Source organism: Micromonospora sp. RHAY321, assembly GCF_023896955.1.
GTDB lineage: Bacteria > Actinomycetota > Actinomycetes > Mycobacteriales > Micromonosporaceae > Micromonospora.
Genome location: NZ_JAMHIW010000004.1, coordinates 384,425 through 403,183 on the forward strand (window position 1 = coordinate 384,425; position 18,759 = coordinate 403,183).

Consider the following 18,759-nt stretch of genomic DNA (forward strand, 5'->3'; position numbering starts at 1 on the left):
TCAACAGGGTGAAAAAGGGAGGGTTCAGGTCAGGAGGAGGCCGGTTGTCCAGAGGGCTGCGATCATCAGGCCGGCGAGGAACTCCACCAGCATCGACAGGCCGGCGGCCTTGAGGGCCTGCACGGTGGACGGCCAGGCGAGCTGGTTGCTGCCCAGCCGAAGCCGTTCCGCCGCCCAGACCCCGGCGACGAAGCCGAGCACCAGCCCGACGATCGGCACCACGAAGAACCCGACGATTCCGAGCACCCCGCCGGCGAGCAGCGTGGACGTCGGCACGCCGGTACGTTTCAGGTTCCGCCCGGGCCACGCGTACTTGATCACGGTGCCGCCGGCGGCGACCAGCGTCGCGGCGGCGAACACCGCCCATCCGCCCGGGCCGGCGCCGCCGAAGATCGCCCAGAGCAGCACGCCGCCCCAGCACAGTGGCAGCGCCGGCAGGCCGGGCACCACCACGCCCGCCAACCCGGCGAGGATGGCCAGCGCGGCCACCACGGTCACCGCCGTCTGCGAGTCCGTCAGGTCCACGCCGCCACCTTCCGTCGCCACCGTCGCGGCCCACCCGGCCGGACGGATCCCCCGCTCACGCCGCCGGCCGCCGCACAGCCAGCTCGCGCCCCGGCCCGCCGACAGGCATCACGCCATCGCCAGAGCCAGCCGGGCGGTGATCGTCTCGGCCGGGGCCGGCGCGCCGAAGAACCGCCCCTGCCCGGTGTCGCAGCGCAGCGCCCGTAGCCGCTCCGCCTGCACCCCGGTCTCCACCGCCTCGGCGGTGACCCACAGCTCCAGCGCGTGCGCCAGGCGGACCAGCGCGTCCACGATCCGCTCGTCGCGGTGGTCAGCCGCGATGTCCGTCCCGTCGGCGCGGATGCCCTCGACAAACGGCCCGGCCAGCTTCAGACAGTGGATCGGCAGCCGCCGCAGGTACGCCAGGTTGGAGTACCCGGTGCCGAAGTCGTCCACCGCCAGCCGGACGCCCAGCGCCGCCAGCCGGTGCAGGCTGCGCAGGGGCTCGTCGGTGCTGCCCATCACGGCGCTCTCGGTCAGCTCCAGTTGGAGCAACTCCGCCGGCAGCCCCGTGGTACGCAGCGCGTCGGCCACGGTGTCCACGATCGCCGGGTCGTCGGCCTGTCGGGCAGCCAGGTTGACGCTGACCACCAGTCGGGCGTCGGGGAACTCCTGCCGCCACCGCTCGGCGTCCCGGCAGGCCTGCCGCAGCACCCACTCACCGAGCCGCACGATCAGCCCCGTCTCCTCGGCCAGGCCGATGAACCGGTCCGGCCCGATCAGGCCCAGCTCCGGGTGCTCCCAGCGGACCAGCGCCTCCACCGCGAGCATGGTGCCCTCCAGCAGCGACACGATCGGCTGGTAGTGCAGCACGAACTCGCCCCGGTCCAGCGCCGCCGGCAGCCCGGCGACCAGCGCCGACCGGGCGATGTCCCGGGCGCTGCGCTCCGGGTCGTAGACGGCCCACCGGCCCCGGCCCGCCGCCTTGGCCCAGTAGAGCGTCGTGTCCGCGGCCTTCATCAGCTCCGACGCGGTGGTCTCCCCGGCCGGGCACTCCACGATGCCGACGCTCGCCGAGACGGCCAACTGCTGGTCGCCGACGTGCATCGGGGCGGCGACGGCGGCCAGCGCGGCCTTCGCCACGGCCACCGCGTCGTCGATGTCGTCCCCGCCGTCGACGAGGATGACGAACTCGTCGCCGCCCATCCGGGCGACCAGGTGGCCGTGGTCGGCCACACACGCGGCCAGCCGCCGGGCGATCATCACCAGCAGCCGGTCACCGAGATCGTGGCCCAGGCTGTCGTTGATCGTCTTGAAGCCGTCCAGGTCGAGGAAGCACACGCCGACCCGCCGACCCGGCCCGGCGGTGTCCAGGACCCGGCCCAGCGTCTCGAAGAACAGCGTCCGGTTGGGCAGCCCGGTCAGCGGGTCGTGCAGCGCCTGGAAGCGCAGCCGCTGCTGGAGCTCGTACCGCTCGGTGATGTCCTCGATCATCGCCACCGTGAACCGGGGCCGGCCGTCGTCGTGCCGGATCAGCGAGACCGCCAGATCCGTCCACACCACGCTGCCGTCCTTGCGGTGGTAGCGCTTCTCCACCCGGACCGAGTCCTGCTTGCCCTCGATCAGCTCCTGGTACAGCTCCCACATCCCGGCGGCGTCGTCGGCGTGGAACAGCCCCGCCACGTTGGTGTCGCGCAGCTCCTCGATCGAGTAGCCGAGCATGTCGGCGAACGACTGGTTGACGTCGATGATCCGGCCGTCCACCCCGGCGATGCCGATCCCGATCGCGGCACCCGTGAAGACCGCCCGGAACCGCGCCTCGCTGTCGCGCAACGCCTGCTCGACCTCGTCGCGCGCCTGCCAGGCCGACCGGGCGATCCGCTCCTGCTGGGTGAAGGTGCGGTCGCGCAGCGCGCGGGCGAACCCGGCGGCCAGCCCGCCCTGCACCGCCGCGATCCGTTCGGTCAGGTCCGCCGGCCGGTCGTCGGCGGCCAGCACGCGGCGGGGAAAGTCCTCACCGAGGGCCCGCAGCGACCACTCCAGCGCCCGAGGCTCGGTCAGGTGCGCCTCCACCAGGGCCCGACCGACCTCCTCGGCGGGACGGGCCGAGAACGGCTCGGCCCGTACCGCCTGGGCCAGCCGTACCGTGTGCACCAGCAGCAGCCGCTCGATCTCGGCCGCGCTGTGCGGCACGAAACCGAGGCGGCGTACCGCGCGGGCCCAGTCGGCGGCGTAGCCCTGGGCATCGGCACGGCCGACGTCGACCCCGACGGGATCCGGGACGGCGGCCACGGGATCAGCCGGCGGGCTGGTCGTACCGGGCGACTGCCCCGAACGCGCCGAACCGCTCGGGGTGTTCGTCCACATCCGACGGTGAGTCGGGACGCCAGAGCGGCATGTGCACCACGCCCGGTTCGAGGATCGTCCAGTCGCCGAAGAAGCCGGTCACCTGCGCGCGGGAGCGCAGCGTGATCTCGGTGTCCGTCCGTGCGGAGAGCCGCTGGGCGTCCAGCATCTCCTGCGGCTGGTCCTCGAAGGTGGAGTGCGAGATGACCAGGAAGCTGCCGGGCGCGGCGGCGGCCCGCAGGGTGGCCAGGATGTCCTCGGGCCGGTCGGCGTCCGGGACGAAGTGCACCACCCCGGCGAGCAGGATGCCCATCGGCCGGCTGAAGTCGATCAACCCGAGCCGCCGGGTCTCGGCGAGGATCCGCTCCGGCTCGCGCAGATCGGCGTGGATCACCCCGGTCAACTCGTTGCCGGCGAGCAGCTCCCGGCTGTGCGCCACGGCCACCGGGTCGATGTCGACGTAGACCACCCGGGCCTTGGGGTTCGCCCCCTGGGCCACCTCGTGCACGTTGCCCACGGTGGGAATTCCGGAGCCGATGTCGAGGAACTGGTCGATGCCGGCATCGAGCAGGGCCCGGACGGCCCGGCGCAGGAACTCCCGGCCGGAGCGCATGGTGGCGGCGAGGTTCGGGGTCATGCTGGCGATCTGCTCGGCCAACTGTCGGTCGATCTCGAAGTTGTGCGCACCGCCCAGGAAATAGTCGTACACCCGGGCCGCGCTCGGCCTGGTCAGATCGATCTCGGTCGGCAGTGCGTCCGGCATGAGCGTGCTCCCCAGTTCATCGCCGCGGCGCGGGACGGCACCGGCGTCGGCGGGCGCGCACGACCACCGGCCGACCCGCGGGTCGTGTGGTGTGGACCACTCTAGGCCGCCGACTGCCGCGTCCGGGAGATCCCTTCAGGCTCTTTCCGTGCTCAGCTCGCCGACTCCAGCAGCAGTGAGATGCCCTGCCCGACCCCGATGCACATGGTGGCCAGCGCCCGACGGCCGCCGCGACGGCGCAGCTCCAGGGCCGCGGTCAGCGCCAGCCGGGCACCGCTGGCACCCAACGGGTGGCCCAGTGCGATGGCCCCGCCGTTCGGGTTGACGTGCTCGGCGTCCACGGGCAAGCCCAGCTCCCGCAGCACCGCCACCGACTGCGCGGCGAACGCCTCGTTCAGCTCGATCACATCGACCGCGCCCACCTCGACGCCGACCCGGTCGAGCAGCTTGCGCGTGGCCGGCACCGGGCCGATCCCCATGATCCGGGGCGGCACACCGGCCGCCGCCGCGCCGCCGATCCGGGCCAGCGGGGTGAGGCCGTACCGGGCGACCGCGGCCTCACCGGCCACCAGCAGCGCGACCGCGCCGTCGTTGACCCCCGAGGAGTTGCCGGCGGTCACGGTGCCGCCCTCCCGGAACGGGGTGGGCAGCGCGGCCAGCTTCTCCAGCGAGGTCTCCCGGGGATGCTCGTCGACCTCGACCAGGCGGGTCTCCCGGCGACCGGCCGGCACGGAGACCGGCACGATCTCCTCGGCGAACCGGCCGTCGGCCTGCGCCTTGGCCGCGCGCTGCTGTGACCGGTACGCGAAGGCGTCCTGATCGGCCCGGCTGACGCCGTACTCGGCGGCGACGTTCTCCGCCGTCTCCGGCATCGAGTCGATCCCCCAGCCGTCCCGCATCAGCGGGTTGACCAGCCGCCAGCCCAGGGTGGTGTCGTACACCTCGGCCGAGCGGGAGTACGCCGAGGTGGCCTTCGGCATGACGAACGGCGCCCGGCTCATGCTCTCCACGCCGCCGGCGACCACCAGCTCCGCCTCCCCGGCCACGATGGACCGAGCGGCGGTGGCCAGGGCGTCCAGCCCGGAGCCGCACAGCCGGTTGACCGTGCTGCCCGGGACCTCCTCGGGCAAGCCGGCCAGCAGCGCCGCCATCCGGGCCACGTTGCGGTTGTCCTCGCCGGCCTGGTTGGCGCAGCCGAGCACGACGTCGTCCACCCGGGCCCAGTCCACCGACGGGTGCCGGGCAACCAGTTCGCGGATCACGTGCGCGGCCAGGTCGTCGGGGCGGACGCCGGCCAGCGCGCCGGCGTACCGGCCGATCGGGGTGCGGACACCGGCCACCAGGTATGCCACGGTCATCGCGAGTCCTTCGGGGTGGGGGCGGCGGGGGGTGGTGGCACCCACCGGGGTCGGGTGGGCTACCGAGGGCCAGGATATCCGCGCCGGCAGCGGATAGGTTGACGGCATGGCCCGGGCCCAGTTCAGCGCAGAGACCAGCGGCGGTGGTGCTTTCGTCCGCCAGCCCAACCGGTTCACCGGCCGCGTGACACCGGACTCGACCTCCCCGCCCGGCGGTGGCCCCGACGAGCAGGACCGCTGGCCGCTGGAGGCCGGCCGCTACCGCCTGATCTGGTGCCGCGCCTGCCCGTGGGCGCACCGCGCCCGGATCGTGCGGGGCCTGCTCGGGCTGGACGACGCGATCTCGCTGGGCACCGTCGACCCGATCCGGGACGAGCGGGGCTGGGCGTTCGCCCTCGACCCGGACGGCTTCGACCCCGTCCTCGGCGTCAGCTTCCTCTCCGAGGCGTACCTGGCGACCGACCCGGACTACACCGGGCGGGTGACCGTGCCGGCGCTGGTCGACACACTGACCGGTCGGGTGGTCACCAACGACTACCCGCAGCTCACGCTCGACTTCTCCACCGAGTGGCGGCGGTTGCACGCCCCCGACGCACCGGATCTGTACCCGGCGGACCTGCGCCCCGAGATGGACGCGCTGATGGCCGAGATCCACACCGACGTCAACAACGGCGTGTACCGGTGCGGCTTCGCGACCTCCCAGGAGGCGTACGACGAGGCGTTCCGGGCGCTCTTCGCCCGGCTGGACGCGCTCTCCGAGCGGCTGGCCGGGCAGCGGTACCTGATGGGCGACGCGATCACCGAGGCCGACGTGCGGCTGTTCACGACGCTCGTCCGCTTCGACGCCGCCTACCACGGGCACTTCAAGTGCAACCGGCAGAAGCTCACCGAGATGCCGGTGCTGTGGGCGTACGCCCGGGACCTGTTCCAGACCCCGGGCTTCGGCGAGACGGTGGACTTCGACCACATCAAGCGGCACTACTACGGCACCCACCGGGAGATCAACCCGACCGGCATCGTGCCGTTCGGTCCCGACGAGGCCGGCTGGACCACGCCGCACGGGCGTGGCTGAGCCCGCTCGGCCCGGCACCACGACCGCGCCCGCCGTCCGCGCGGACATCGCACGCCGGGTCGCCGCGTCGGCCGCCGCCGGCTGCACGCTGGCCGGGGCCGTCGCGGTGACGGTCGCGGTGCTCGCCGGTCCCGACCCGGCACTCACCGGGTACGTCAGTGAGGCGGGCATCGCGGGCAGCGGGCACGCCGCGACGTACCGGATCGGGATCCTGGCACTGGCCGGCGCGCTGCTGCTGCTCGCCGCGGCGCTGCCCACCGGGGTGTGGGCGGCGGCGCCGGCGCTGCTCGCCGTCGGTGCCGTGTCCTCCGCCGTGTCCGGGGCGGTGACCTGCTCCGCCGGCTGCCCGCTGCCGCCGTTCGAGCGATCCACGGCGGCGGACCTGGTGCACGGCGGGGCGAGCATCGCGGCGACCGCGGCGGTGGTCTTCGCGATGGTCGCGCTCGCCGTGTCCGGGTCGGTCGGCCCGGCGGTGCGCCGGCTGGCCGGCGGGGCCGCAACGCTGGCGCTCCCGCTCTGCGCCGCGGTCGGGCTGGCCATGCTCGTCGTCGGGCGCGGCGACCTGGTGGGCGTGCTGGAGCGGCTGATCCTCGCGCTCGCGACGCTGTGGGGCCTGGCCACCGCCACCGTGCTCGCCCTCGCCCCGGGGAGGGCACCCTCCGGACGCTCGGACGGCGGGCGCATGTAAGGAGCGTCACGCCGATCGGCACCTTCCAATGGCCGATCGTCGGCGTATCGTCGGCGAGCGATGACCAATGTCTGGGACCTCACCGTCCGCCTGTATGTCGATCTCCGACTGCAGGCCAGCGGCGTCTGTCCGGCGTAGCCGCGCTTTCACGCCTACCCCCGACCAGACCAGACAATTGGACAGACCCTCATGCCTTTCGGCCTGCGCAAGATTCCCTTCTCCGTGCAGATCCTGCTCGGCCTCGTGCTCGGCGTGGCGCTCGGCTTCCTCGCCCGCAGCAACGACCTGAGCTGGCTGACCAGCACCCTGCACACCGTCGGCGGCCTCTTCGTCCAGCTGCTCAAGCTGGCCGTGCCGCCCCTGGTCTTCACCGCCATCGTCGTCAGCGTGGTCAGCCTGCGTGGCGTGGCCAACGCCGCCCGGCTCGCCCTGAAGACCCTGCTGTGGTTCGGCATCACCGCGCTGATCTCGGTCGGCATCGGCATCGGCCTCGGCCTGCTCACCAACCCGGGCCGCGGCGTGACCCTCGACCTGGGTGGCGCGACACCGCCGAAGAACACCGGCTCCTGGACCGACTTCCTCACCGGCATCGTGCCCACCAACCCGGTCGGCGCGTTCGTCGAGGGCAACGTGCTCCAGATCGTCTTCCTCGCCCTCGTGGTCGGTGCCGCGGCGCTGCTGGTCGGCGACGCCGCCGAGCCGTTCGTGGCGCTGAACCGCTCACTGCTGGAGATCGTCCAGAAGGCGCTCTGGTGGGTCATCCGGCTCGCCCCGATCGGCACCCTCGGCCTGATCGGCAACGCCGTCGCCTCGTACGGCTGGGACCTGCTGGCCCCGCTGGCCAAGTTCACCACCGCCGTCTACGTCGGCTGCGCCCTCGTGCTGTTCGTGGTCTACCCGCTGGTGCTGATCCTCGCCGGCCGGCTCAACCCGCTGCGCTTCTTCGCCGGCGCCTGGCCGGCGATCGAGCTGGCCTTCGTGTCCCGCTCCTCGGTGGGCACCATGCCGCTGACCCAGCGCTCCGTCGAGCGGCTCGGCGTGCCCCGCGAGTACGCCTCGTTCGCCGTGCCGTTCGGCGCCACCACGAAGATGGACGGCTGCGCCGCCATCTACCCGGCACTCGCCGCGATCTTCGTGGCGCAGGTGTTCGGTGTTCAGCTCGGCGTCACCGACTACCTGCTGATCGCCTTCGTCTCGGTCGTCGGCTCGGCGGCCACCGCCGGTCTGACCGGCGCGATCGTGATGCTCACCCTCACCCTCAGCACGCTGGGCCTGCCCCTGGCCGGCGCCGGCCTGCTGCTGGCCATCGACCCGATCCTGGACATGATCCGCACGGCCACGAACGTGGCCGGGCAGGCACTGGTGCCGACCGTGGTCGCCGCCCGGGAGGGCACCCTCGACCGGGCCGCGTACGAGTCCGCCGGCCGGCGGGACCTGACCGACCCGGAGCCGGTCGCCGACACCCGGCCCGAGCGGCAGGACGAGCTCAGCCCCGTCCCCGCCTGACCACCGCGCACCGATCCGCGACGGGCCTCTCACGCCGAGAGGCCCGTCGCGGGCTTTTCCGAGAGGATGCCGAGATGAGTTCCCTGTTCACGCCGCTGACCCTGCGCGCCGTCACTTTGCCCAACCGGATCGCCATGGCCCCGATGTGCCAGTACTCGGCCGGACCGGACGGTCTGCCCACCGACTGGCACCTGATCCACCTCGGCACCCGTGCCGTCGGCGGGGTCGGGCTGGTGCTGACCGAGGCGACCGCCGTGGTGCCGGAGGGTCGGATCAGCCCCCAGGACACCGGGTTGTGGTCCGACGCGCACGTGGACGCGTGGCGGCCGGTGACCGCGTTCGTCGCCGGTCAGGGCGCGGTGCCCGCCGTGCAGCTCGCACACGCCGGCTTCAAGGCGTCCACCTACCGGCCGTGGGCCCCGGTCCGTGGCGGCGTGCCGGACTCCGAGGGCGGCTGGACGCCGGTCGCTCCCGGGGTGGAGCCGTTCGTCGCCGGCTACCGGGTGCCGACGGCCCTCGACGCGTCCGGGATCGCCGGAGTGGTCGAGGCGTTTGCCACCGCCGCCGGGCGGGCACTGGACGCCGGCTTCGCCGCCGTGGAGATCCACGCCGCGCACGGTTACCTGCTGCACGAGTTCCTCTCGCCGCTGACCAACCACCGCACCGACGCCTACGGCGGCGACCGGGCCGGCCGGATGCGGCTCACCCTGGAGGTGGCCCGGGCGGTACGCGCGACGGTCGGCGAGAACGTACCCGTGCTCACCCGGATCTCCGCGACCGACTGGGTCGAGGGCGGCTGGACCGCCGAGGACAGCGTCGTGCTCGCCGCGGAGCTGGCCGGTGCCGGTGTGGACCTGGTCGACACCTCCTCCGGCGGCGCGCACCCGAACCCGCGCATTCCGCTCGGCCCCGGCTACCAGGTGCCGCTGGCCGCCCGGATCCGCCGCGAGGCCGGAGTGCCGACCGGTGCCGTCGGCCTGATCGTCGAGCCGGAGCACGCCGAGCAGATCGTCGCCGGCGGCGAGGCCGACCTGGTCCTGCTCGGCCGGGAACTGCTGCGCGACCCGTACTGGCCGCGCCGCGCCGCCGCCAAGCTCGGCCTCGCGTACACCGGGCCCGCCCAGTACGCCCGCGCCGCCTGACCGCCACCGGTGGGCCGCTGCCGAGCCGGCAGCCGCCCACCGGCCGTCAACCGGCCAGGTGCGACCAGTCCCCCTCCAGGTCCCGCCAGGCCCCCTGGGCCGCCACCGCGCCGCCGAGCAGCACCACCACGTGGTCGGCGCGGACCAGCGCGGCCCGCTTCGCGGTCGAGCCCACGACGGTCACCCCGTGCGCACGCAGCGCCTGCCACAACGCCAGTTCGGTGGTGACGTCCAGCGCCGACGACACGTCGTCGGCGACCAGCAGCTCGGTACGCGGCGCGAGTGCCCGGGCCAGCGCCAGCCGTTGCAGCTGGCCGCCGGAGAGCCGGGTGCCCTTGTGCCCGATGAGCAGACCCAGCCCACCGCCGGCGGCGGCCAGGTCATGGTCGAGCTGGGCGGTGCTGACCGCCCCGGCCGCGTCCACCTGGTGGCCGAGCGCGATGTTGTCGGCCACCGTGCCGGAGAGCACCCGGGGCAACTGGCCGACGTAGCCGACCTGGTTGGGGCGCAGGAACAGCTCCGGCTCGGTGACCGGGTCGCCGTTCCAGGACAGCTCGCCGGTGTGGTGCACGATCCCGGCCAGTGCCCGCAGCAGCGACGACTTGCCCGAGCCGACCGGCCCGACGACCAGCACCAGTTGCCCGCGCTGCACGGTCAGGTCCACGTCCCGGACGGCGACCGTGCCGTCGGAGTGCACCACCCCGAAGCCGCGCAGCTCCAGCCGGCGCAGCGGATGCCGGGGCGGTGGCGTCGGCGCGGGCGCCGTGCCGGCGGACAGGTCCACCGCCGGCACCCCCGCCGAGTACGCGTCGGCCCCGGTCATCGCCACCGTGCGTCGGGTCCAGACCCGCGCGGACGGCAGCTGGGAGATCAACGACGCCGTCGTCCAGGCGAACCAGCGGGCCGCGCCCAGGGTGGAGACCGCCACCAGCACCGCCCCGGCGGACAGCCCGCCGGCCAGGTAGAGCGCCCACGCGCCGATCGGCAGCAGCCCGCTGGCCACCGCCGGCGTGGAGCGCGACCACACCTGCACCGAGATCTCGTGCCGCTGCCGGTCGCTGCGCAGCACGTCCAGGTCGGCCAGGTGGCGCAGCACCGCGGCGGTGGCGCCCGCGAGCTTCACCGTCCGCGCCGCGGACAGCGCGGAGACCAGCGCGGTGGCGAAGGAGGCCCGCGCCGCCACCGTCGCCCGGGCCGCGCGTTCCAGCTTCGGCCCGAACAGCGTCGCGGCCAGACCGGAGACGACCATCGTGCCGAGGAAGAACAGCCCCGGTACGACGCTGCCGGTGACCGCCGTCATGGCGACCACCAGGACCAGCGCGACGGCCTGGTCCAGCACGTTGTCGGCGAGCTGGACCACGCGCTCGGTGTCACCGCCCTGCGCCACCACCTCGGCCGGCGTGTGGGAGCTGACCCGGCGCGGCCCGGTCTGGCCGTGCACCAGACGCAGGCCGATCCGCAGCATCTGCCGTACCCACCACTGCGGGAACCAGACATGGGTGTAGTACGGCAGCGGCAGGGTGACCAGCAGCCCGGCCACGATCCCCAACGCCGGCAGGTACGGGTTGCCGGTCCCGTCGACGAGGTCGGCCCAGAGCCACGGCAGCACCGGGCCGTCCAACCCGAGCAGGCTGAGCCCGAGGAACAGCACGATCGCGGCCAGCCCGTACCGGGGATCGTTGGTGCACAGCCGGAAGATCTCCCGCAGCGTCCGGGCCCGCGGGACCGGCGGCAGCGGCGGCGGGGCGGCCCGCGTCGGCCCGACCGGGTCGGCCGACGCGACCGGCTCGACAGGCGCGGTCACCGGCCCGCTCGGCCAGGCGTCCGCCGGGTCGGGGCCGACCAGCAGGTCGGTGCCGACGCCGGTGCGGCCGACCGGTGCCGCGGCGGCGTACGCGGCGGCGTGACTGGTCGCCAGCAGCTCGGCGAAGCGCGTCGACGTCTCCAACGGGCCGGCCTCGACCACCGCGCCGTCGGCCAGCACGACCACCTCGTCACAGCGACGCACCGAGGAGAGCCGGTGCGCGATGACGATGCCGATCCGGTCCCGCAGCAGTCGTTCGGTGGCCCGCTGCACCCTCGCCTCGGTGACCGGGTCCAGTCGGGCGGTGGCCTCGTCGAGGATCACCACGTGCGGGTCACGGACCAGGATCCGGGCGAACGCCACCAGCTGTTCCTGACCGGCGGACAGCACGTGCCCGCCCTCCCCCAGCCGGGTGGCCAGCCCGTCGGGCAGCTCGGCGATCCAGCCGGCCAGACCCAGCTCGTCCAACGCCCGGGCGGCGGCGTCGAGCAGCGTCGGGTCGAAGAGAGCGACGTTTTCGGCGAGCGTGCCGGCCAGGATCTCGGTGCGCTGCGGCACCAGCGCCACCCAGCGGCGCAGCTGCTCCACGTCGAGGTCACACAGGTCGGTGCCGCCCAGGAACACCGAACCCGGTGGCACGTCGACCGCCCTCGTGAGGACCTTCGCCAGCGTCGACTTGCCCGAACCGGTCCGCCCGATCAACGCGTACGAGCGGCCCCGCGCGAAGGTGAGGCTGACCCCGCGCAGCGCGGAGCCCCGGTCGCTCTCCGGGCCGCTCACCTGGTAGCCGAACGTCAGGTCGCGGATGCGCAGGTCGCCCTCGGCCGGGCTGGCTCCACCCACGGGCTCCTGCCGGGCACCCTGGAGCAACTGCACCCGCGCCCACGCGCCGAGAGCCTCCTGGAGCTCGGGCACCATCCGGCTCACGTGTTCCGCGGTGGCCCCGAAGGCCAGCGCGAGCAGCCAGATCGCGGTGAGCCGGGCGGCGTCGACCCGGTCGGTGGCCAACGCCCAGGCCCCGCCGAGCACCACCACGCCGATGCCCACCCGGATCGTCGCGGTCGCGGCCGCGGCCACCCGGGCGGACAGCACCCAGACCACGCGGCCCCGGGACAGCACGGCGGCAGCGCGCCGCGCGTACAGGCGCAGCACGTACGGCCGGGCGAGGCTGGTGCGTACGTCGTCCTGGCCGTGCACCGCCTCCTCCATCACGGCGGCCAGATCCGACCACGCCTCCTCCTCGGCCATCCGGGCCGGACCGATCCGCGCCGTGGGCCCGCGCAGCCCGATAGCCAGCACCATCGTGAGCAGCAGCATCGCGATCCCGGCCGGCCACCACACGACCAGCGCGACGACCACCGACAGCAGGCCGACGCAGAGACTCTGGGCGAGCCGGGCTACCTGGTTGCGGACCGCCGACGCCACCTGGTAGACGTCCCCGTCGATGCGGTCGAGCAACTCGCCCACCGGGGTCGTCTCCAGGGTGGGCAGGTCCTGCCCGAACGCGACCCGGCAGAGCCGGCGGCGCACGTCGGCGGACCAGTCGGCGGTCAGCCCGGCCATCAGCAGGCTCACCGCGAGGTCACTGAGCACGGCGGCGACCAGCGCCGCGGCCAGTACGGCGAAGAAGCCGGCCGACCGGTGCACCAGCACCGCGCCGGCCAGCGCCGACGCACCCGCCTGGCCGGCGGCACCGAGCACGATCAGGACGGCGACGACCGTCATGCGGCGTGGTGAGGTGCCCCACAGATCACGGAGCAGGCGCATCGGTGTCCTCCGGACGTGGGTGGCGGAGACCTCAGCGTGCCGGTTGCGGCCCCGTCGGCTCAACCGATTTACCCGCTCTGAGCAGGGTTTCCGGTCAGGTCTGGGCGACCCGGCGCACGATGCCGAGCAGCGCCTCCTGCACCTCGGCGATCGGCCGGTCGGGTTGGAAGACCAGCCAGTCCACTGCCACCACGAGGCCCACGCCGAACAACGCCGAGGAGGCGGTGGGCACGTCCAGGTCGGCCGGTAGGTCGCCGCTGTCCACGCCGGCGCGCACCGTCTCGGCGATCACCGCGATGGCCTCGCCGCGCAGCAGCCGCAGGGTCTGCTGCCACTCCCTGTTCGTCCGCCACATCTCCGACAGCAGCAGCTGGGCGAACGCCCGGTACCGGCGGATGTACTCCAGCTCGGCGCGGACCAGCGCAGCCAGCGCGGCGCGCGGCGGCAGCCCGGCGACCGCCGCCCGGAACTCGGCGGTGAGCAGGCCGATGCCGTGCCGCAGCAGCTCCTCGAAGAGCATGGTCTTGGACTCGAAGTTGTAGTAGACCGTGCCCTTCGCCACCCCCGCGCGGGCCGCGATGTCGTCCACGGTGGTGGCGGAGAAGCCCTGCTCGGCGATGAGTTCCACCGCCGCGACGAAGAGGCGCTGACGGGTGTCCTCGCGCCGCCTCGACCGTCCGTCCGTCACGCGCCCATCCTCACATGGTCAGCTCGGGGTGCAGCTTCGCCGGGGTGAGACGGCGCGAGCGGCGGGCCGCGACGGAGGTGAGGGCCACCGCCGCCGCCCCGAACCCGAGCAGCACGAGCACGCCCACCACCACCGGGCCGACCGGACCGCCGTTGATGGTGTGCCGCAGCCCGGCCACCACATAGCTCATCGGCAGCCACGGGTGGATCGCCTGGAAGAAGCCGGGCGAGGTCTGCACCGGGTAGGTGCCGCCGGAGGAGGTGAGCTGGAGCATCAGCAGGGCCAGCGCGCCGAGCCGCCCGGCCGCGCCGAGCTGGGCGCCGAGCCACTGCATGATCGCCGTGAAGGCGAGCGAGACCAGTGCCAGCAGGCCCAGCGTCGCGGCGGGGCGTGCCGGGTCCAGCCCGAGCACCAGCGTCACCACCGCGAACAGCACCCCGGCCTGGGCCAACCCGACCGCCGCGGCGGGCAGCCAGCCGGCGAGCGCGACCCGCCAGGCGGGTGCGCCGGACATCACGTGCCGCCGGTTGACCGGCCGCAGCAACATGTACGTGATCATCGCGCCGACCCAGAGCGCCAGCCCGAGGAAGTACGGGGCGAAGCCCACCCCGTACGAGCCGGACGGGTGACGGGTCGACCGGTCCAGCGACACCGGGTCACCGAGGATCCCGGCGCGGGCGTCCGCGTCGTCGTACCCGGGGATCTTCTGTTCGCCGGCGGTGAGGCCGTCGGCGAGGTCGCCGGCGCCGCCGCCCAGCCGGGTCAGCCCGGAGGCCAGCTCACCGGCGCCGTTCTCCAGCCGGACCAGGCCGTCGGCGAGCCGCTCGCTGCCGGTGCTGAGCTGGTTGAGCCCGCCGTCCAGCTGGCGGGCGCCGGTGGCCAGCCGGAACAGCCCTCCGCGTAGCTGCTCGGCGCCGGTCGCCGCGTCGCCGAGGCCGTCGCGCAGCTCGGCGCTGCCGTCGGCGAGGGTGCCCAGCCCGGCGGCCAGCTCGTCGACCTTGCCGCGCGCCGCGGCCACGTCGTCGGCCAGGTGTGGTGCGGCGTCGGCGATCTGCCGCGCCGTGGCGGCCACGGTGGTCATCCGTTCCCGCAGCGCCACCAGGTCGGCATCGTCGAGGCCACCTACGACGGCCCGCGCCGCCTCGACGGTGGCCGCCGCGGCCGTTCGGGCGGCGCTGACGTTCGGGTCGTCGGCCAGGTCCGGATGCGCGGCGACCAGGGCGTCGAGCTGGTCACGCACCCTCTGCGCCTGGGTCAGAGCCGCCTGCGCCCGTTGCGGCAGCGCGTCGAGGCCGTCGGCGAGCGTCTGCGCGCCGTCGGCGATGGCCGTCGCCGATTCCTCGATCCGCTCGGCGTTGTCCCGCAGCACCGGTTCGACGGTGGCGGCCGCACCGTTCACCTTGCTGGCGACCGCCCTGGTGGCGGTTGCCGCCCGTGCGGTGCCGTCGGCCAACTGCGCCGCCCCGGTCCGCAACTGGTCGAGCCCGGCGGCGAGTTCGTCGGCTCCCTGCGCGCTCTGGTCCAGGCCGCCGGAGAGCCGGCCGGCTCCGGCGGCGGAGCTGTCCAACCCGTCGGCGACCTGCCCCGCGCCGGAGGCGGAGCTGTCCAACCCGTCGGCGATCCGGCCCGCGCCGGACTCGGAGCTGCCCAGCCCATCGGCGATACGAGCGGCACCGTCGGCGGCCCGGCCGGTCTCGGCCTTGGCGTCGGTGAAGCCGACCAGCATCCTGGCGAAGTAGCCCGAGGCGGTGCTCTCCGCGGCGGCAGCCCTGATCTCGCCGAACGCGGAGCGGGCGAGCAGCCCCGACAGGTAGTTGGTGGCGTCGTCGTTGACCACCTTCAACTCGCCCCGGTGCGCCGGCTGACCTGGTTGCGGGCTCGCGGCGAGCGTGGCGGAGAAGTCCGCCGGGATGGAGAACACCAGGTGGTAGCGGCCGCTGCGCAGCCCAGCGGCCGCGTCCTCGGCGTCGGTGACCTGCCACCCGAACACGCGCCGATCGATCAGCTCGTCGGTCAGGTCCTGCCCGGCGTGCACCACCGAACCGTCGTCGGCCTTCGCCGGCCGGTCGGCGTTGACCAACGCGACCGGAATCCGGTCGAGGTTCCCGTACGGATCCCAGAAGGCGTACAGGTACAACGCGCCGTAGAGCAGCGGGACGACGGTCAACACGGCCAGCGCGGCCCGGGGCAGCCGTCCCCGGGTCATCCGGCGCAGCTCGAACCGGGCCAGTCGGACGGAGTTCATAGGTTCACCTCAATCTGGCGGGTGCCAGCGGTCCCGGCGGCTTCGTTCGCATCGACGGGCTCGGCGGCCCGGTCGAGGGCGGCCGGCTCGCCGAGCCGGTGCACGACCGACACCGAGCGCGGTTCCACCTCACGGGCGGTGACCACCACCGCGTAGCCCTGTTCGGCCAGCCGGCCGAGAGTGGTCCAGAGCTGGGCGCGTTCCGTCCCGTCCGTGCCCGCGTCGATGTCGTCGGCGACGATCAGATCCGGCCCGCTCAGAGTGGCCAGCACCAGGCCCAGCACCTGCCGCTGCACCGGGGTCAGGTCCCTCCCCCGGCTGGCCGGGTCGAGCGGTGTCTCCGCACCCAGCCCAGCACCCTCGATCACGGCCGCCGCCGCGTCCCGCCGCTCCGCCCGCCGGTGCCGCAGCGACACCATCCGCCGGCCACCACGCAGACGGCCCTGCTGACTGGATGGCGTCGCCGATCCGGCCGGCAGGCTAGTCCGGCCGAGCAGCAGCAGCCTCTCGGCGATGTGCTCGGCGACTGTCAGCTCCGGGTCCGGTTCGTGCACCCCGGCCACGTGGCCGAGCGCCCCCCGGCCGTGCCGCCGCAGCCGTCCCTGGCTGGTGGGAAAGTGGCCCGCCAGCGCGAGCAGCAGCGAGGTACGGCCACTGCCTGGCGCGCCGACGATGGCGTGAAGTTCCCCGGCGTTCGCCGTGAGGTCGACGTCCCGGAACACCCACCCTCGGCGGGTACGCAGGCCGAGCCCGCTCGCTTCGAGGACCACCATTGCTCCACCCTGCATCTCTGTACTGACTGGTCAGTCTAAAAACATGTTCAGCATAGTCACGTCGGCTCCGGTCGGCCGTGAGGGAGGGGTCGGGCCGAAGGCGGCAGTGAGCGTGATACCTCAGAGGCATATTTATGCCTCTGAGGTATGGCGCCGATGACAGCGACCGCCCCCGAGGTCTGGTTCGGGTGGTCTGGAGTCCCATGTCTGATTTCGGGGGTCCCTGCCGTGTGACCGGCTGCATCCGCGCGCCGGAATGGGGGCCGGCCCGCGGTCGTTACATACCCTGACGATCGCAGCACCACGGCCCGCCGCCCCGACCCCCAGGGTTGGAATGCCAGGCCCCAGCCGGTCGTTACACATCCCCTGAACGACCGCACCAGCACCCGCACGTCAGGGTGCCGCACCCCGGAATGACTCCGGCCCGGCGGTCGTTACACACAGACCCGGCGCCACGAGCCCCCCGCCCGTGAGCCGCCGAAAAGACTTTCCCCCCGTGTTTGAGAAGCGCCGGACGAGGTGCTTGCACCCTGCGTGTCGTTCCCCCGAGCGACCGGGTGTCTACCCCCGTGAAGGAGCTACCCCCATGAACACGATCATCCGTAAGAGCATGCTGTCCGTTGCTGGTCTCGCGTTCGCCGGTGGTGTGTTCGCCGGCCCGATCGCCGCCCACGCCAACGCCCCCGTCGACGGCAAGGCGGCCGCGGTTGCCGTGCAGACCGCCAAGCCGAGCCCGCAGGGCGAGCAGTCGCACATCGACCTGAACGACGAGCAGACCGCCAACGTGAAGGCGATCATCGCCGCGACGAAGAAGGCGGGCCTGCCCGAGCGGGCCGCGGTCATCTCGATCGCGACGAGCCTGCAGGAGTCGAAGCTGGAGAACCTGGGCCACCTCGGCGACATGAACGATCACGACTCGCTGGGCCTGTTCCAGCAGCGGCCGAGTTCGGGTTGGGGTACCCCGGAGCAGATCACCGATCCGGCCTACTCGACGACGGCGTTCCTGAAGGGTTTGAAGCAGGTCGACGGGTGGCAGGACATGCCACTGACCGACGCCGCGCAGACCGTGCAGGTGTCGGCGTACCCGGATGCCTACGCCCAGTGGGAGCAGCAGGCCACCGACCTCGTCGCCCAGTACTGGAACAGCTGACCCGATAGAGCAATCTGATCGCTGGCCGGCACCCGACACGGGTGCCGGCCAGCGGCATGTCTGGACCCGGTGGCGAATCCTGGCAGGAGCCAGGACCGACGGTCAGAAGAGGACCGTGGCGAGCGTGCCGATCGGCTGGAAGCCACAGCGCTCGTAGACCCGGCGGGCCGGCTGGTTGAAGTCGTTGACGTACAGGCTGACCGTCGGGGCGACCCGCAGCAGCGCGTCGCGGACGACGGCCGCCATCGCGGCGGTGGCGATGCCCCGGCCCCGCCACTCCGGTGCCACCCAGACGCCCTGGACCTGCGCGGTCCGCTTGGTCACCACGGCCAGTTCGGCCTTGAACACGACCTTGCCGTCCACGAACCGGGCATACGCCCGACCGGCGCGGACCAGGTCGTTGACCCGCCGGCGGTAGCTGCGCCCGGCGTCCTCGGCCAGCGGGGAGACGCCGACCTCCTCGGTGTACATGGCCACGGCCGCCGGGAAGAGCCGGTCGACCTCACCGGCGCGGACGCGGCGTACCTCCGGGTCGGTTGGCACGGGCGGCAGCGCGTCGGTGGCGAGCAGCGGCTGGTTGGGGCGGACGTCCCGGGCCGGACCCCAGGTGTCGGAGAGGCGGTCCCACAGGCCGAGGACGGCGTCCGCGCGGCCGACGATGGAGGAGCAGATCCGCTCCTCGCCGGCGAGGAGGTCGGCAAAGGCCGCGATGGCTGGTTCGGTGGCGAGCACCGGGGTCAGGTTGCCGCCGAGCCAGCAGAGCGATTCGAGGTTGCGGCGCGAGCCGTACCCCAGGATTCTGCCCTCGGCCCGCCACCAGGAGAGTCCGCGCGCGGCGACACGCTCGGCGACCTGCGCGCCCGCGAACGGGTCCAGGTCGAGCAGTCGCTCGACCGCGCGGCGCTCCGATTCTCCCAGTTGCCGTACCGGCACCGTCAGCACGTGTACCAGCC

General features: G+C 73.6%; 14 protein-coding genes. 5 read left to right on the top strand and 9 right to left on the bottom strand.

The features are described from left to right. Positions 1–24: 24 nt before the first annotated feature. The 4 genes from M8C17_RS12895 to pcaF all read right to left on the bottom strand — a co-directional run bounded on the left by M8C17_RS12895 (position 25) and on the right by pcaF (position 4,971). Positions 25–525 (bottom strand): DUF456 family protein, encoded by a 501-nt coding sequence (locus M8C17_RS12895; protein ID WP_252416667.1) that lies wholly within the window; start codon positions 523–525, stop codon positions 25–27. A gap of 108 nt (positions 526–633) precedes the next feature. After that, positions 634–2,796: an EAL domain-containing protein gene (locus tag M8C17_RS12900; RefSeq protein WP_252416668.1), complete on the bottom strand. Its 2,163-nt coding sequence runs from the start codon at positions 2,794–2,796 to the stop codon at positions 634–636. A 4-nt stretch (positions 2,797–2,800) separates the two neighbouring features. Further along, positions 2,801–3,613 (bottom strand): SAM-dependent methyltransferase, encoded by an 813-nt coding sequence (locus M8C17_RS12905; protein ID WP_252416669.1) that lies wholly within the window; start codon positions 3,611–3,613, stop codon positions 2,801–2,803. A gap of 152 nt (positions 3,614–3,765) precedes the next feature. Next, entirely contained in the window at positions 3,766–4,971 is a 1,206-nt protein-coding gene (gene pcaF / locus M8C17_RS12910) for a 3-oxoadipyl-CoA thiolase (protein WP_252416670.1), read from the bottom strand. Between the two features lie 106 nt (positions 4,972–5,077). Between pcaF and M8C17_RS12915 the strand changes: the two genes are divergently transcribed. The 4 genes from M8C17_RS12915 to M8C17_RS12930 all read left to right on the top strand — a co-directional run bounded on the left by M8C17_RS12915 (position 5,078) and on the right by M8C17_RS12930 (position 9,379). Then, positions 5,078–6,043: a glutathione S-transferase family protein gene (locus M8C17_RS12915; protein ID WP_252416671.1), complete on the top strand. Its 966-nt coding sequence runs from the start codon at positions 5,078–5,080 to the stop codon at positions 6,041–6,043. After that, a complete protein-coding gene (locus M8C17_RS12920; RefSeq protein ID WP_252416672.1) occupies positions 6,036–6,731 on the top strand; it encodes a DUF998 domain-containing protein in 696 nt (231 codons plus the stop codon). The genes M8C17_RS12915 and M8C17_RS12920 overlap by 8 nt, the downstream gene beginning before the upstream one ends. A gap of 201 nt (positions 6,732–6,932) precedes the next feature. Then, the gene (locus tag M8C17_RS12925; RefSeq protein WP_252416789.1) at positions 6,933–8,237 is read left to right on the top strand and encodes a dicarboxylate/amino acid:cation symporter; all 1,305 of its coding nucleotides are present in this window, start codon (positions 6,933–6,935) and stop codon (positions 8,235–8,237) included. A 74-nt stretch (positions 8,238–8,311) separates the two neighbouring features. After that, positions 8,312–9,379: an NADH:flavin oxidoreductase/NADH oxidase gene (locus tag M8C17_RS12930; protein WP_252416673.1), complete on the top strand. Its 1,068-nt coding sequence runs from the start codon at positions 8,312–8,314 to the stop codon at positions 9,377–9,379. A gap of 46 nt (positions 9,380–9,425) precedes the next feature. Here the strand turns inward: M8C17_RS12930 and M8C17_RS12935 are convergent, their stop codons facing one another. The 4 genes from M8C17_RS12935 to M8C17_RS12950 form a co-directional block, all read right to left on the bottom strand. Beyond that, on the bottom strand, positions 9,426–12,950 hold the full coding sequence (locus M8C17_RS12935; RefSeq protein WP_252416674.1) for an ABC transporter ATP-binding protein: 3,525 nt from the start codon (positions 12,948–12,950) through the stop codon (positions 9,426–9,428). A 94-nt stretch (positions 12,951–13,044) separates the two neighbouring features. After that, entirely contained in the window at positions 13,045–13,638 is a 594-nt protein-coding gene (locus tag M8C17_RS12940) for a TetR/AcrR family transcriptional regulator (protein ID WP_252416675.1), read from the bottom strand. Positions 13,639–13,648: 10 nt separating this feature from the next. Beyond that, positions 13,649–15,883, bottom strand: coding sequence for a YhgE/Pip family protein (locus tag M8C17_RS12945; protein ID WP_252416676.1), 2,235 nt, complete (start codon positions 15,881–15,883; stop codon positions 13,649–13,651). Then, entirely contained in the window at positions 15,880–16,656 is a 777-nt protein-coding gene (locus M8C17_RS12950; protein ID WP_252416677.1) for an ATP-binding cassette domain-containing protein, read from the bottom strand. The genes M8C17_RS12945 and M8C17_RS12950 overlap by 4 nt, the downstream gene beginning before the upstream one ends. Positions 16,657–17,242: 586 nt before the next feature. On the opposite strand from M8C17_RS12950, the gene M8C17_RS12955 reads away from it, so the two are divergent. Further along, positions 17,243–17,806, top strand: a complete 564-nt coding sequence (locus tag M8C17_RS12955) for a hypothetical protein (protein WP_252416678.1) — start codon at positions 17,243–17,245, stop codon at positions 17,804–17,806. A 102-nt stretch (positions 17,807–17,908) separates the two neighbouring features. On the opposite strand, the gene M8C17_RS12960 is transcribed toward M8C17_RS12955, so the two are convergent. Beyond that, entirely contained in the window at positions 17,909–18,748 is an 840-nt protein-coding gene (locus tag M8C17_RS12960; RefSeq protein ID WP_252416679.1) for a DUF4081 domain-containing GNAT family N-acetyltransferase, read from the bottom strand. Between the last annotated feature and the right edge of the window lie 11 nt (positions 18,749–18,759).

What these genes read in the sequence shown, in the direction of transcription:
- M8C17_RS12945 (WP_252416676.1), bottom strand. Translation starts at nt 15,883, where the DNA reads ATGAACTCCGTCCGACTGGCCCGGTTCGAGCTGCGCCGGATGACCCGG.
- M8C17_RS12935 (WP_252416674.1), bottom strand. Translation starts at nt 12,950, where the DNA reads ATGCGCCTGCTCCGTGATCTGTGGGGCACCTCACCACGCCGCATGACG.
- M8C17_RS12905 (WP_252416669.1), bottom strand. Translation starts at nt 3,613, where the DNA reads ATGCCGGACGCACTGCCGACCGAGATCGATCTGACCAGGCCGAGCGCG.
- M8C17_RS12950 (WP_252416677.1), bottom strand. Translation starts at nt 16,656, where the DNA reads ATGGTGGTCCTCGAAGCGAGCGGGCTCGGCCTGCGTACCCGCCGAGGG.
- M8C17_RS12915 (WP_252416671.1), top strand. Translation starts at nt 5,078, where the DNA reads ATGGCCCGGGCCCAGTTCAGCGCAGAGACCAGCGGCGGTGGTGCTTTC.
- M8C17_RS12955 (WP_252416678.1), top strand. Translation starts at nt 17,243, where the DNA reads ATGAACACGATCATCCGTAAGAGCATGCTGTCCGTTGCTGGTCTCGCG.
- pcaF (WP_252416670.1), bottom strand. Translation starts at nt 4,971, where the DNA reads ATGACCGTGGCATACCTGGTGGCCGGTGTCCGCACCCCGATCGGCCGG.
- M8C17_RS12930 (WP_252416673.1), top strand. Translation starts at nt 8,312, where the DNA reads ATGAGTTCCCTGTTCACGCCGCTGACCCTGCGCGCCGTCACTTTGCCC.